The 14,108-nt window shown below is 68.0% G+C and carries 14 protein-coding genes; 7 read left to right on the top strand and 7 right to left on the bottom strand.

The features are described from left to right. Positions 1–23: 23 nt before the first annotated feature. Positions 24–902: a LysR family transcriptional regulator gene (locus tag ACEN8G_RS17880; RefSeq protein WP_413419403.1), complete on the top strand. Its 879-nt coding sequence runs from the start codon at positions 24–26 to the stop codon at positions 900–902. 104 nt (positions 903–1,006) lie between these two features. After that, on the top strand, positions 1,007–1,417 hold the full coding sequence (locus ACEN8G_RS17885; RefSeq protein ID WP_413740650.1) for a DUF4168 domain-containing protein: 411 nt from the start codon (positions 1,007–1,009) through the stop codon (positions 1,415–1,417). A 146-nt stretch (positions 1,418–1,563) separates the two neighbouring features. Here the strand turns inward: ACEN8G_RS17885 and ACEN8G_RS17890 are convergent, their stop codons facing one another. Beyond that, the gene (locus ACEN8G_RS17890; RefSeq protein ID WP_307117222.1) at positions 1,564–2,025 is read right to left on the bottom strand and encodes an invasion associated locus B family protein; all 462 of its coding nucleotides are present in this window, start codon (positions 2,023–2,025) and stop codon (positions 1,564–1,566) included. Next, positions 2,022–2,669 (bottom strand): histidine phosphatase family protein, encoded by a 648-nt coding sequence (locus ACEN8G_RS17895; protein WP_413416382.1) that lies wholly within the window; start codon positions 2,667–2,669, stop codon positions 2,022–2,024. Before ACEN8G_RS17895 ends, ACEN8G_RS17890 begins: the two co-directional genes overlap by 4 nt. Before the next feature lie 320 nt (positions 2,670–2,989). Between ACEN8G_RS17895 and ACEN8G_RS17900 the strand changes: the two genes are divergently transcribed. After that, positions 2,990–3,598, top strand: coding sequence for an outer membrane protein (locus tag ACEN8G_RS17900; RefSeq protein ID WP_413416381.1), 609 nt, complete (start codon positions 2,990–2,992; stop codon positions 3,596–3,598). 149 nt (positions 3,599–3,747) lie between these two features. Further along, complete coding sequence (gene dnaN / locus ACEN8G_RS17905; RefSeq protein WP_413416380.1) at positions 3,748–4,860, top strand: DNA polymerase III subunit beta; 1,113 nt, start codon at positions 3,748–3,750, stop codon at positions 4,858–4,860. A gap of 122 nt (positions 4,861–4,982) precedes the next feature. Here dnaN and ACEN8G_RS17910 read toward each other — a convergent pair whose 3' ends face one another. Continuing rightward, a complete protein-coding gene (locus ACEN8G_RS17910) occupies positions 4,983–5,621 on the bottom strand; it encodes a hypothetical protein (RefSeq protein WP_413740651.1) in 639 nt (212 codons plus the stop codon). Further along, entirely contained in the window at positions 5,614–5,832 is a 219-nt protein-coding gene (locus ACEN8G_RS17915; RefSeq protein WP_307117217.1) for a helix-turn-helix transcriptional regulator, read from the bottom strand. Before ACEN8G_RS17915 ends, ACEN8G_RS17910 begins: the two co-directional genes overlap by 8 nt. 156 nt (positions 5,833–5,988) lie before the next feature. Between ACEN8G_RS17915 and ACEN8G_RS17920 the strand changes: the two genes are divergently transcribed. Further along, on the top strand, positions 5,989–6,753 hold the full coding sequence (locus ACEN8G_RS17920) for a Coq4 family protein (RefSeq protein ID WP_413416379.1): 765 nt from the start codon (positions 5,989–5,991) through the stop codon (positions 6,751–6,753). A gap of 185 nt (positions 6,754–6,938) precedes the next feature. On the opposite strand, the gene ACEN8G_RS17925 is transcribed toward ACEN8G_RS17920, so the two are convergent. Further along, positions 6,939–7,688 (bottom strand): hypothetical protein, encoded by a 750-nt coding sequence (locus tag ACEN8G_RS17925; RefSeq protein WP_413416378.1) that lies wholly within the window; start codon positions 7,686–7,688, stop codon positions 6,939–6,941. A gap of 76 nt (positions 7,689–7,764) precedes the next feature. On the opposite strand from ACEN8G_RS17925, the gene recF reads away from it, so the two are divergent. Further along, complete coding sequence (gene recF, locus ACEN8G_RS17930; protein WP_413416377.1) at positions 7,765–8,832, top strand: DNA replication/repair protein RecF; 1,068 nt, start codon at positions 7,765–7,767, stop codon at positions 8,830–8,832. Between the two features lie 184 nt (positions 8,833–9,016). Here the strand turns inward: recF and ACEN8G_RS17935 are convergent, their stop codons facing one another. After that, entirely contained in the window at positions 9,017–10,435 is a 1,419-nt protein-coding gene (locus ACEN8G_RS17935) for a M20/M25/M40 family metallo-hydrolase (protein WP_413416376.1), read from the bottom strand. A 103-nt stretch (positions 10,436–10,538) separates the two neighbouring features. On the opposite strand from ACEN8G_RS17935, the gene gyrB reads away from it, so the two are divergent. Beyond that, on the top strand, positions 10,539–13,088 hold the full coding sequence (gyrB, locus tag ACEN8G_RS17940) for a DNA topoisomerase (ATP-hydrolyzing) subunit B (protein WP_413416383.1): 2,550 nt from the start codon (positions 10,539–10,541) through the stop codon (positions 13,086–13,088). A gap of 45 nt (positions 13,089–13,133) precedes the next feature. On the opposite strand, the gene ACEN8G_RS17945 is transcribed toward gyrB, so the two are convergent. Further along, a complete protein-coding gene (locus tag ACEN8G_RS17945) occupies positions 13,134–14,036 on the bottom strand; it encodes a LysR family transcriptional regulator (RefSeq protein WP_413416375.1) in 903 nt (300 codons plus the stop codon). Between the last annotated feature and the right edge of the window lie 72 nt (positions 14,037–14,108).

Raw genomic sequence — 14,108 nt, forward strand, 5'->3', positions numbered from 1 at the left:
TGCAGTCCGCCTAGAAGAATTTGATGAGCGAGATCGACTGGGAGCAGCAGCGGGCATTCCTGGCGGTGCTGGAGACCGGGAGCCTTTCCGGAGCGGCGCGGCGGCTGAACCTTGCGCAGCCGACGGTTCGGACGCGGATCTTTGCACTGGAGGCGGCGCTGGGCACGCCGCTGTTCACCCGCTCCCCCGGCGGGCTCACCCCCACGGAGACGGGGCGGGCGCTGCACGAGCATGCGCGCGCCATGGCGATCGCTTCGGACGCCTTTGTTCGCACCGCCTCCGCCGCGCCCGACGAAGTGACCGGCACGGTGCGCGTCACCGCCAGCGAAGTGATCGCGGTGGAGGCGCTGCCGCCGATCCTCGCGGACCTTGCGCGCAAACATCCGCGTCTGGTGATCGAGTTGAGCCCTAGCAACCGCAACGAGGACGTGCTGCGCCGCGAAGCAGATGTCGCGGTCCGCATGGTGCCGCCCCAGCAGGACGCCCTGGTCGCGCGGCGGATCGGCGCGGTGCCGCTGGGCGTGCATGCGCACCCGAACTATCTCGCCGAGCGGACACTGCCAACTTCCATGGCCGACCTGTCCGGACACCGGCTGATCGGGCCAGAGAGCGATTCGTCGACGCTGCGCGCCGTGCAGGCGGCCGGATTCGCAGTGGAGCTGGGCGACCTCGCCTTTCGCAGCGACAGCGACCATGCCCAGCTCGCGGCGATCCGCGCCGGGCTGGGAATCGGCATCTGCCAGGTGCCGATCGGCACGCGCGACGGGCTGGTCCGATTGCTGCCCGATTTCCGCTTCGAGCTGGAGACCTGGGTAGTCTGCCACGAGGATCTGCGCGGCCTCGCGCGGGTCCGCGCAGTATTCGATGCGCTGGTTTCGGGGCTGCAGGCCTATCTCAACTAACCCCGGACAGGCCACGACGCACCGCGTTCGGCTTGTCCTGTTGCATCCCCGCACCGCAGCATTGCGTTCAAGGGGGCGAGTTAGTTGCGTTTTGGAGTGCAGTAATGAAGCTTATCGGTACGATCCTTGCCGGCGCGACGCTGGCCTTTGCCCCGGCCGCGCTGGCCCAGACCACGCAGAGCAGCCCGGCTCCGGCGACGCCGGACGCCTCGGCCCAGACCACCCCCGCCCCCGCCGCACCCCAGGCCAATGGCCCGGTGACCGATGCGGAGGTCGATCAGTTCGCCACCGCGGCGCTCGAGGTCGAGAAGATCCGCAAGGACACCGCCACCCCCGATGCCGACAAGGGCGCCAAGATGGCCGCCGCCGCCACCGGCGCGGGCCTGACCGCCGAGCGCTTCAACGCGATCGGCCAGGCGATGCAGAGCGACCCGTTGCTCAACAAGCGCATCCAGATGGCAGCTAGCGCGAAGCTTGCCGCCTCGGGCGGCGCGCCGGCGGCGAAGCAGCCGTAAGTTTGCGCATCACTCCCCTCCCTGGAAGGGAGGGGTCGGGGTGGGTCCTTGCCCCCGATACGGTGATGCCGGGCGGGGCGTGGCAGTATCGCCAGGCCTCCACCCACCCCTAACCCCTCCCTTCCAGGGAGGGGAATTTTATGCCCCTATCCCTTCGCGCAGCCCAGCGCGGCCGCGTCGATCGCGGTCGCCGCGCCCTTCAGCGCATAGCTGTCGGCAAAAGGCGCGCCGTTCGCGCCCAGCGTCTCCACGCTCATGCTGCGGCCCGAGCGCATCGCCGCGACGATCGCGGCGTCGGTGCGGGCGTCGGGCGCCCAGGCGTCGCTGTCGCCGGCCTGGAGCTCGAAGCGGCGCTCGCCGATCGACAGGGTGACCCGCGCGTTCGGCGCGCGTGCGCGGCTCAGGCGGATATGGAGCTGGTTGCGCACGCCGTCGCGCGGCCAGTTCGCCACGCTGGCGAAGGGCCCGGGATCGCGGCGCTTCTCCACCGGCTGGGCGATGGCGAAGCAGCGCAAGGGCGAAGGATCGCGGAACGCGCCCCAGCTGTCATAGATGCCGAGCGGCACCCGCCCCTGGGCGAGCAACAGCGCCAGCGCCAGCGCGCTCATGCCGGCGCCGCGCCGCGCCCGGTGCCGAGATGCACCACCGTCTCCACTCCGCCCTCGATCCGGACTACCGAGCCCTGGGGCAGATCTGGCGCCACCGGTGCACCGAATTCCGGCCGGACCGGCAGGCCGGTCATCACCCCGCGCAGGATGCGGCTCGACATGCCGTGCATGATCACCAGCCGGTCGCCCGGATCCTCATCGGTATCGGCGAGCCAGGACGACACCCGGACCGCGATCGAATCATACCATTCTCCGCCCGGCGGCGGGCGCGTGTAGAGGCCGTGCTCGACATCGAGGAAGCCCGGCGCCTCGGCCATCAGGTCGGCATAATAGCGCCCGCTCCATTCGCCCATGCCGATCTCGACCAGCCGGTCGTCGTGCCGGGCCTGGTGCCAGTCGAGCTCGAGATGCTCGGCGATCACCGCCAGCGTCTGGAGCGCGCGGCCGGCGCTCGACGACCACATCGTCAGCTTCGGCCTGGGCCCGAGGATATCGCGCAGCGCGGCCCCCATCGCATCGGCCTGGGCGAAGCCCGCGCGGGTGAGCGGGGTGTGCGGATGATCGCCCTGCATGCGCCGGGCGAGGTTGAATACGGTCTCGCCGTGGCGGGCGATGAAATCGCGGCCTTTGCGCTGGTTCGTCATCGCCGTCGCACAAGCCCTCGTGGCGAGAGAAAGGCAAGTGCCCAAATATGACCTCGTTTCGTTCATCCAACGAACAGGTGCGGTAGCTCACTACCACACCAGCGCCGGACGGGCGCAACGAAATGAGGGAGGCTCCATGTCCATCATGTTCGCCGCACCGGGGTGAAGGCACGACGGGCCGCGCGGCCGATGCCGAGCTGTTGCCCGTAAGTCACGCTTTTTCCTGTTTATCTGGGGTTCATGAAACAGTGCGGGATCCATCCCGGTTTTGAACCCTGCCCGCGCCGAAACGCACGGGTGCGTACCCAAGGAGTTCAGTTATGCGTACCAAGTTCATCGCCGCCGCCGCAGCGCTTCTCGCCGGCTCTGCCTTTGCCGCGCCTGCCTTTGCCCAGGACACCGATGCCAGCTTCACCGGCCCGCGTGCCGAGGTCATCACCGGCTGGGATCATGTGAAGCCGTCGGGCAGCGGCGTGAAGGGCGCCGACGGCGTGCTCTATGGCGGCCAGATCGGCTATGACTTCCAGGCCGGCAGCGCCGTGATCGGCGTGGAAGGCGAAGCCACCGGCTCCACCGCCAAGCGCACCGAGACCGACATCCTGGTCGCCGGCGACCGCGGCCGCATCAGCACCGGCCGCGACCTGTATGTCGGCGGGCGCGTCGGCTTCACCGTCGGCGGCAAGGCGCTGATCTATGCCAAGGGCGGCTATACCAACGCCAAGTTCGACAGCCATTATGTGGCGGGCGCGACCGACATCCGCACCTCGGACAATGCCGATGGCTGGCGTGCCGGCGCGGGCGCCGAAGTGAAGCTCAACGACAAGGTCTACTTGAAGGGCGAGTATCGCTATTCGAAGTACAATAACGACGATGCCGGCATCGATGCCAAGCGCCACCAGGTGGTCGCGGGCCTCGGTGTGCGCTTCTGAGATCGCTGCAAAGGCGATCAACCACCGATTTAAGGTGTGAACTACAGGGCCGGAGCGCTTGCTCCGGCTCTTTTTGCCGTTAAGGGTAAAGGTCGGATAAGTCCCGGTACCGGGTTAGATTCGGGCTATACATGCCCCGGGGGTTCTTGATGAAGGCGACGATCGAACGCGCAACTCTGTTGAGGGGCTTGAGCCACGTCCAGTCCGTGGTCGAGCGGCGCAACACGATCCCCATCCTGTCCAACGTGCTGATCGAGGCCCAGCCGGGCGGCGCGCTGCGCCTGATGGCGACCGACCTCGACCTGCAGATCGACGAGACGATCGCAGCGGCAGTGGACCAGCCGGGCGCGATCACCGTGCCGGCGCACACGCTGTTCGACATCGTCCGCAAGCTGCCCGAGGGCGCGCAGGTCGAGCTGACCGCCGCGGAAGGCCGCATCACGGTCAATGCCGGGCGCGCGCGCTTCACCCTGTCGACGCTGCCGCGCGACGATTTCCCGATGATCGCCGAGGGCGAGCTGCCGACCGTGTTCGAGCTGCCGGCCGAGACGCTCAAGCAGATCATCGACAAGACCCGTTTCGCGATCTCGACCGAAGAGACGCGCTATTATCTCAACGGCATCTATCTGCACGTGGTCGACGAGGCGACGCCGGTGCTGCGCGCCGCGGCGACCGACGGCCACCGCCTTGCCCGCGTCACCGTGGCGCGGCCGGACGGCGCCGATGCGATGCCGGGCGTGATCATCCCGCGCAAGTGCGTGGGCGAGCTGCGCAAGCTGCTCGACGAAGTCGACGGCTCGATCGGCGTGTCGCTCTCGGCCTCGAAGATCCGCTTCGACCTGGGCCAGGCGATCCTGACCTCGAAGCTGATCGACGGCACCTTCCCGGACTATACCCGCGTCATCCCGACCGCGAACGACAAGCTGCTGAAGCTCGATCCGAAGAGCTTCATGGAAGGCGTCGACCGCGTCTCGACCATCGCGACCGAGAAGACCCGCGCGGTGAAGATGGCGCTGGAGCGCGACAAGATCATCCTGTCGGTGACCAGCCCGGAGAATGGCGCGGCGGCGGAAGAAGTGCCGGGCGACTATGCCGCCCAGGGATTCGAGATCGGCTTCAACAGCCGCTATCTGATGGACATCCTCAACCAGATCGAAGGCGATTCGGTGGAAGTCCATCTGGCCGACGCCGCGGCGCCGACGCTGATCCGCGAGAACGACAAGTCGCCGGCGCTGTACGTGCTGATGCCGATGCGGGTGTGATCCCGCCTCGAAACCCTTCCTGTTCCCCGGCGAAAGCCGGGGCCCAGGGTCACAAGCGATTGGGATGAGAAACCCTGGACCCCGGCTTGCCGCGGGGAACAGTGAGGTTTACGGCGCCTGCCTCAGGCGAACATGCCCCGGCGCAGCGCCGAGACGATCGACACGACCAGATAGATCGCCGTCGAGATCGTCATCAGCGTCCACATGCTGACTTCCGCGACCAGCCCGAGCCTGGCGAGCGCCGCCCAGCCGAACAGGCCGAGCTGGAGCAGCCAGAAGCTCGCGACCGAGGCCTCGGCCATCGCGGCGCGGCTGAGCTCGTCGCTGGTCCGCATGATCCGGAGGTTGAGCCAAGTCTGGAACGCGAGCAGCGCCGCCATGCCCGCGGCGACCGCGATCGCGGCATCGCCGGTGAGGCCGTAACGCACGGCCAGCGGCGGGGCGAGGAGCAGCACCGCCGAGAGGAGCAGCACGACGCCGCTGGCGCGCAGATAGCGCAGCACGCTGCCGTCGAGCGGATCGCCCTCCCGGTAATTCTCGGCCATGCGCCGGTAGAGCGTGCGGCTCGATGCGGCGACCAGCGCGAACAGGCCGAGCATCAGCAACATGCCGGCGACCGTGGTGGAGGCGATGTCCTCGCCCGGCAGGCCTTCCAGCCAGTCGAACAGCCCGGCCTGTCCGGCGGCGAAGCCGAGGACGAGGCCGACCACCGCGCCGATCGCGGCACGGACGAGGCGGCGGCGGTTCCCGGGCTCAGCCATGGGGGCGCTCGGGCGGGATCCAGTCGTCAAGGAAGATGGCATCGATGGGCACTCCGAAAATCTTCGACAGCCGCATCGCCAGCGGCAGGCTCGGGTCATATTTGTCGGTCTCGACCGCGTTGATCGTCTGGCGCGAGACGCCGAGCAGCCCGGCCAGGTCGCCCTGGCTGAGCCCGGCCTCGGCCCGCAGCACGCGCAGCCGGTTCTTCATTCGCGCTGTCCAGAACTCTGTACCATATGACAAGAGCTCTTGTCATTCCGGCGCCCGATTGTCAAGAACTCTTGTCAGGCATGCTCGCGCGGCGACGCAGGTTGATTCCTTAACCCGACTCCTGTATTGACACTATTGTCAGTAAGGGAATCGCTTATGGCCACCCAGCCCGCACCGCAGATCTTCAACCCCGGCATCCCGATGAAGCGGGAATGGGGAACGGCGTTCCGTGCCCTGGGGCGGCTGCTCGCCAATGGCGACGATACCGAGCAGGTGTTCCGGATCATGCGCGCGCTGAACGGCGATGCGACGCAGCGGAGCTATCGCAAGCTGCTGACCATGCCCGAGGGCGGGCGCATCGCCTTCCAGCATGTCGAGATGGCCGAGCGGCTGGGCGACCGCGCCTGGATCGACGGCTTCGCCGAGGGCACGGTGGGCGCGGCCTATCGCAGCTTCCTCGATTCGACCGGCTATTCGGCCGACGGGCTGGTCGCGGTGAGCATGGTCGAGGGCGCGTTCCAGAATGCCGATCTCCAGCATCCCTATGCCTGGATGGGCCGGCGCGAGCGCGACATCCATGATCTGTGGCACGTCATCACCGGCTATCAGGCCGACGAGCATCTCGGCGAGGCCTGCCTGGTCGCCTTTTCCTATGCCCAGACCGGCGGGCTCGGCTGGGGATTCATCGGGCTGGGCGCGGCGCTGAAGAGCATCCGCATCACCGGCAAGCTCGACTTCTTCAAGGCGGTGGCCGAGGGCTATCGCCACGGCAAGCGCGCGGCCTGGCTGCACGGCGAGGATTACGAGACTTTGCTCGCCGAGCCGCTCGACCAGGTCCGCAAGCGGCTCAACATCGGCGACCCGGCCAAGTACCGGAAGGCGCAGGCGAGCCTGAAGGCCGCCGGGCTCGAGGGAATCTAGGGCACATCGCTACCCGGTTCCCCGGCGAAGCCTGTCCTGAGCGCCCGCCCTACGGGCGGTCGAAGGGGCCGGGACCCAGTTGCCATGTCGTTCGTGAGGTTCCTGCGTCATCGATAGTGCGCCGAAACTGGGCCCCGGCCTTCGCCGGGGATCAGTTCAGGCTGTAACCGCGCATTTCCAGCCAGTCAGGGCAGGTCCTTGATCGCCCCGCCGGCATTCGGCTTCATCAGCGCATCCATCGCGCCGAAGATCTCGTCGGCCGAGGTGACCGGGGCGGGCAGCTCGAAATGCTTGGCGTCGATCTCGGCGGTGTCGAGCGACTTGAACTCGATCAGCGGGCCTTCCTGCTTGGCGGCGCCTTCCTCTACGGGCGTGACGCGCAGCGGCGTGCCCTTGGCGAACAGCTCGGTGAGCCGCGCGGCGAAGCCGGTCTCCTCGGGGAACATCGATCCGAAGAAGCTGTTCACCACCTCGATCGCGCGGCGGAACACGTTGCCGACTGGCGCGAGCTTCGGATCGGCGCTGACCACCATCTCGATATGCTTCTTCTTCGAGGCCTCGTCGCCCTTGACCATCAGCAGCTTCCAGGCCTCGCCCTGCTGACCGGCGACGGTCGCGGCGGCGCCGGGCGCGAGGCCGAACTGGAATTCCTTGGCCTTGGGATCCTCGCTCTTGGGGATGAAACCCTTGATCAGGTCGGCCATCGCCTGGAGTTCGAAGACCTTGGTGCCTTCCTTGTCGGTCACGGCGACATAGTCGACACCGTCGCGGTGGATGATCATGAACTTGCCGCCGACATCGAGGCGCGAATTGCCGCCGTCATCGACTTCGATCACCAGCTCCTTGCCGCCGGCGGTATAGCGCGCGGTGACGTCGGCCAGCGCCGGCATCGGTGCCAGCACGAGCAGCGTGGCAAGGAACAGACGGGTACGCATCGATAATCCCCCTTTTCGTGTCGGCGCGATCATCCGCGATGTCGCGCGCCGCGGCAATAGCGGCTATCGGCGGGGAATGGCAGTGTCCCGCCTCGTCCTGACCGACTTCCGCAACCATGAAGACGCCGTGCTCGTGCCCGGGCCGGGCTTCGTCGTGCTGAGCGGCGAGAATGGCGCAGGCAAGACCAACGTGCTGGAGGCGCTCTCGCTGCTCGCCCCGGGCCGGGGCCTGCGCCGCGCGCCGCTTGCCGAGATGGCGCGGCAGGGCGGCAGCGGCGGGTTCGGCGTGGCGGCGCGGCTGGGCGAGACGGACATCGGTACCGGCACCAATCCCGATGCGCCCGAGCGGCGGCTGGTGCGGATCAACGGCGCCACCGCCGCCGCCACGACGCTCGCCGAATGGGTGAGCGTGCTGTGGCTGACCCCGGCGATGGACCGGCTGTTCGTCGATGCGGCGGGCGAGCGGCGGCGCTTCCTCGACCGGCTGACCCTGGCGCTGGCGCCAGGGCACGCGCATCACTCCACCCGCTACGAAGCGGCGATGCGCGAGCGCAACCGGCTGCTGGCCGAAGAAGGCGTGCCCGATGCCGACTGGCTGACCGCGCTGGAGGCGCGCATGGCCGAGCATGGCGCAGCGATCGATGCCGCCCGGCGCGAGATGGTCGACCAGCTCGCCGAGCGGCTGGAGGCCCAGCCCGAGGGACCTTTCGCCCGGGCGGGGCTGACGCTGGAGGGCTGGCAGGGCGATGCCGACACGCTTGCCCGCGAACTCGCCACCGGGCGCCGGCGCGATGCCGCGGCGGGCCGCACGCTCAGCGGACCGCACCGCGCCGACCTGCTGGTCACGCATCTGGGCAAGAACCAGGCCGCGCATCTCTGCTCGACCGGCGAGCAGAAGGCGCTGCTGCTCGGGCTCGTCCTCGCCCATGCCGAGCTGGTGGCCGAGCGTGCCGGCCGTGCGCCGATCCTGCTGCTCGACGAAGTCGCCGCGCATCTCGATCCCGGGCGGCGGGCGGCGCTGTTCGAACGGCTGGAGGGGCGCGGGCAGGTGTGGATGACGGGCACCGAGCCGGGGCTGTTCGAAGCGGTGCCGGGCGGGGCTACGCGGTATCGGGTGGTGGAGGGGCTGGTTGCGGCGGAGTAGTCCGGTCGTTCAATCGAAATTCGGGGCCACTGCCTGCTCCCTCAATCCTCCCCCGCCAGGGGGAGGGGGACCAGCGAAGCTGGTGGAGGGGGAGGTAAGCAATCCACTATCGGCTTCGCTTACCTCCCCCTCCGTCGCGCTGCGCGCGCCACCTCCCCCTGGCGGGGGAGGATTGGGTGCGCCGCTATTGCTGCTCGGCGTAGGCCTTCACCAGATCGAACAGATAGTCGCGGCCGACATAGAGCGACCTGGCCTCGATCCGCTCGTTGAGCCCGTGCACGCCATTGCCGTCGGGGTCGCCCCAGGGGCCGGGCACGCCGTAGACCGGGATGCCCACCGCCTCGAGGAAGATGCCGTCGGTCGCGCCGGTCGACATGGACGGGACCATCGGCACGCCGGGGAAGTATTTCGCGACCAGCTTCTCGGCCGGACCCATCACTTTCGGATCGAGCGGTGGCGCCTTGGCGACCGGGCGGATCGGCGGGACCGGAGTGATCGTCACCTTGGGATCGCCGATCGCCGCGGCGAGCGCGGCCTGGGTCTCGTCGACGGTGCGGCCGGGGAACATGCGGCAATTGACATTGGCCGCGGCGCGCTGGGGCAGCGCGTTGTTGGCATGGCCGCCCTCGATCAGCGTGGCGACGCAGGTGGTACGGAGCATCGAATGATAGATGCGGTCGGTGTTGAGCAGCTGCTCGGCTTGCCTGTCGTTCGGATTGGCGGCGATCGCGACCATCGCCTTGCCGAGCGCATCGCCGCGCGCCGCGCCCGCCTTGGCGAAGAAGGCGCGGGTGGTGTCGGTCATCTCGAGCGGGAATTCGTAACCGCGCACCTTCGCCAGCGCGTCGGACAATTCGTAGATCGCATTGTCGGGCACCGGGATCGAGCTGTGGCCGCCGGGATTGCTCGTCTCGAGGCGGAAGTTGATCACCGCCTTCTCGCCGACCTGCATTTCCTGGTTGAGCAGCTTGCCGTGCCCGTCGGTGTTGCCGCCGCCGCCTTCGTTGAGCGCGAACTCTGCATCGATCAGGTCGCGCTTGTTGTTGGCCAGCCACTGCGCGCCGTTGAACGCCCAGGTCGTCTCCTCGCCGCAGGTCAGCGCCAGCTTGATCGTGCGCTTCGGCTTGTAGCCGCTTTGCTTGAAGCGGATCAGCGCATCGGCGAAGATCGCCGCCATCGCCTTGTCGTCGGCGGTGCCGCGGGCGTAGTAATAGCCCTTCTCCTCGACCAGCTTGAACGGATCGCGCACCCAATCCTCGCGCTTGGCGGCGACCACGTCGATATGGGCGAGCAGCAGGATAGGCTTCGCCTTGCCCGAGGTGCCCGGATAGACCGCGACCAGCCCGCCGTCCTTGGGATGATCGGGGGTGCTGAACAAGGTGAGCTGATCGTCGGCGAAGCCCGCCGCCTTCAGCCGCGCGGCGATCTGCCCGGCGGCCTGGGTGCAGCTGCCGACATTGACCACGGTGTTGGTCTCGACCAGCTCCTTGTAGAGATCGAAGAACTTCGCCTGATCGGGGCGCAGCGCCGCCGATTCCTGTGCCGCTACGGGCACCGCCGCCAGCAGCCCCGCCCCGATCAACGCACCCGCCAGCCTGCGCATCCTGCCGCCCCTTCTTACCGTGCTCGATGCACCATTTTGAGCATGTTCCGGGGGCGTGCGGAAGGGGTGCATTTTGCTTCCGTTTCGTGACGCCAATACCTATATGCTGGGCATGGCAAGCGACGACACCACTCCCGAAAATACCCCGAACCAGAACAGCTACGGCGCAGACTCGATCAAGGTCCTCAAGGGACTGGACGCAGTGCGCAAACGCCCCGGCATGTACATCGGCGACACCGACGACGGTTCGGGCCTCCACCACATGGTGTTCGAGGTCTCGGACAATGCGATCGACGAAGCGCTGGCCGGCCACTGCGACAAGATCATCATCCAGCTGAATCCGGACGGCTCGGTCTCGGTCGAGGACAATGGCCGCGGCATCCCGACCGGCATCCACAAGGAAGAAGGCGTGTCGGCGGCCGAGGTCATCATGACCCAGCTCCACGCCGGCGGTAAGTTCGAGAACACCAGCGACGACAATGCCTACAAGGTCTCGGGCGGCCTGCACGGCGTGGGCGTCTCGGTGGTGAACGCGCTTTCCGAGTGGCTCGACCTCAACATCTGGCGCGACGGCGAAGAGCATTGGATGCGCTTCGCGTACGGCGACGCAACCGCACCGCTCAAGGTGATCGGCAAGGCGCCCGAGGGCAAGAAGGGCACCCGCGTGACCTTCCTCGCCTCGACCGAGAAGGCGCCCGGCGACGGCGGCACCTTCCGCAACCAGATCGAGTATGACTTCGACAAGCTCGAGCATCGCTATCGCGAGCTGGCCTTCCTCAATTCGGGCGTGCGCCTGTTCCTGCGCGATGCGCGGCACGAGGAAGTGAAGGAAGTCGAGCTCTATTACGAGGGCGGCATCGCGGCCTTCGTGAAGTGGCTCGACCGCAACAAGCAGCCGCTGATGCCCGAGCCGGTGGCGATCGCGGGCACGCGCGACGACGTGACCATCGACGTGGCGCTGGAGTGGAACGACTCCTATTACGAGAACGTCCTCTGCTTCACCAACAACATCCCGCAGCGCGACGGCGGCACGCATCTGGCGGCGTTCCGCGCCGCGCTGACCCGCACGATCAACAGCTATGCCGACAAGAGCGGCGCGCTGAAGAAGGAGAAGGTCAGCCTCACCGGCGACGACATGCGCGAGGGCCTGACCGCGATCGTCTCGGTCAAGCTGCCCGATCCCAAGTTCAGCTCGCAGACCAAGGACAAGCTGGTCTCGTCCGAAGTGCGCCAGCCGCTCGAGAGCCTGATGGCGGACAAGCTGGCCGAGTATCTCGAAGAGAATCCGGCCAACGCGAAGATGATCATCCAGAAGGTGATCGACGCCGCCGCCGCCCGCGAAGCCGCCAAGAAGGCACGCGAGCTGACCCGGCGCAAGGGCGTGATGGACATCGCCTCGCTCCCCGGCAAGCTGGCGGATTGCCAGGAGCGCGATCCGGCCAAGTCCGAACTGTTCTTCGTCGAGGGTGACTCGGCAGGCGGATCGGCGAAGCAGGGCCGCGACCGCCAGTTCCAGGCGATCCTGCCGCTGCGCGGCAAGATCCTGAACGTCGAGCGCGCGCGCTTCGACCGGATGCTCGCCAGCCGCGAGATCGGCACGATCATCACGGCGCTGGGCACCGGCATCCGCGACGATTTCAACATCGAGAAGCTGCGCTACCACAAGATCGTCATCATGACCGACGCAGACGTGGACGGCGCGCATATCCGCACGCTGCTGCTCACCTTCTTCTACCGCCAGATGCCCGAGATCATCACCAACGGGCACCTCTATATCGCCCAGCCGCCGCTCTATAAGGCGAGCAAGGGCCGCAGCGAGGTCTATCTGAAGGACGATGCGGCGCTCGACCAGTATCTGGTCGATGCGGGCGTGGGCGGCACGATGCTGGACACGCAAGGGTCGCTGCGCAGCGGCGACGACCTGCGCGACCTGATCGAGCATGCCCGGCGCCTGCGCACCCTGATGCGCTATGTGCCGCGCCGCTATTCGCCGGACATCATCGAAGTGCTGGCCCTCGGCGGCGGGTTCGATCCGGTGGCGACGCGCGAGCAGCGCGCCGCCAGTCTGACCACCACCGTCGCCCGGCTCGAAGCGGCCGATACCGAGGCGCGCTGGACGGCGCGGATCACCGAGGACGGCGGCTATCATTTCGAGCGGCTGTGGCGCGGCGTGACCGATCACCACATCGTCGAGGCGGCATTCCTGGTCTCGGCCGAGGCGCGCAAGCTGCACAGCCTCGCCGCCGAGCAGGCGCCGAGCTATCTCGTGCCTTCGAAGCTGGTCCCGTCCAAGGCGGCAGCCGCTGCCGAGGCCGAGGCGCCCGCGCCGGTGGAAGTCGACGAGAACGACGTGCCGGTGGCGGTGGGCAAGGGCGAGGCGCTGGTCTCGCGCCCGAGCCAGCTGCTCGACGCGATCCTGGCGTTCGGCCGCAAGGGCCTGTCGATCCAGCGCTACAAGGGCCTTGGCGAGATGAACGCCGAGCAGCTCTGGGAGACCACGCTCGATCCTGCCAACCGCTCGATGCTGGTGGTGCAGATCGACCAGGCCGATGTCGCCGACGAGATCTTCACCCAGCTGATGGGCGACGTGGTCGAGCCGCGCCGCGACTTCATCCAGGAGAATGCGCTGAGCGTGGCGAACCTGGACGTCTGACGGCTTCCTTCTCCCTCTCCCCATTGGGGAGGGGGAGATCGGCTATCACCGCATCACCAGGTCGCGCGGGAAGCCGGCCGCGAGGTGATCGATCAGCGCGCGCACGGCGGGCGGGAGCCCGCGGCGCGTCGTGAAGACCAGGTGCACGATCCCTTGCACCCCGCGCCATTCCGGCAGCACGCGCACCAGCCGGCCTGCCTTCAGCGCTTCGAAGCAGACATGATCGGGCAGGATCGCGACGCCCAGCCCGTCGATCGCGGCATTGCGGACGCTCGCCATGTCCTCGCAGCCCAGCCGCGGCTCGACGCGCAGCACATGGGTGCTCCCCGATTCGGTCTCCAGATGCCATTCCAGATCGTCCGCGGCGTCGCTGGTCGCGAGCGCGGGGACCTGGGCCAGCTGCTCGATCGTCTCGATCCGGTTGGCGAGCTGCGGGCTGGCGACGACGATGCGGGTCGACTTGCCGAGCGAGCGCATCGTCAGCGCCGCATCGCTGGTCAGGCTGGCGCGGACGCGGAGCGCGAGGTCGACGCGCTCGGCGATCAGGTCGACCGGGCGATCGGTCGCCACCAGCTGGAGCCGGACCCTGGGATAGCGCAGCAGGAAGGACGAGATCAGGCCGGCGATCGGCTCGAGCATGCCGGTGGGGCAGCTGAAGCGGATGCGGCCATGCGGCTCGGCCTGGGCCTGCAGCACCAGCGCCTCCGCCTGCTCGGCCTCGGCGAGGATCGCGCGGCAGCGCTCGTAGAAGGCCTGGCCGGTATCGGTGACGCGGAAGCGGCGGCTCGACCGCTCGATCAGGCGCAGGCCGAGCCGCTCCTCGAGCCCGGCGATGCGGCGGCTGAGCTTCGACTTGGGTTCGCGCAGCGCCCGCCCCGCCGCGGCGAACCCGCCATGCGCGACGACCTCGGCGAAATAGGCATAGTCGTTCAGGTCCACGCGCATCATCGTTCCTCCAGTGGAACGCTAAGTGCCATATTCGCCGACTACACGCATCATCGTTCACACTGCATCTCATGC

The sequence above is a fragment of the Sphingomonas sp. Sphisp66 genome (assembly GCF_047324325.1).
In the GTDB taxonomy this organism is placed as follows: Bacteria; Pseudomonadota; Alphaproteobacteria; order Sphingomonadales; family Sphingomonadaceae; genus Sphingomonas.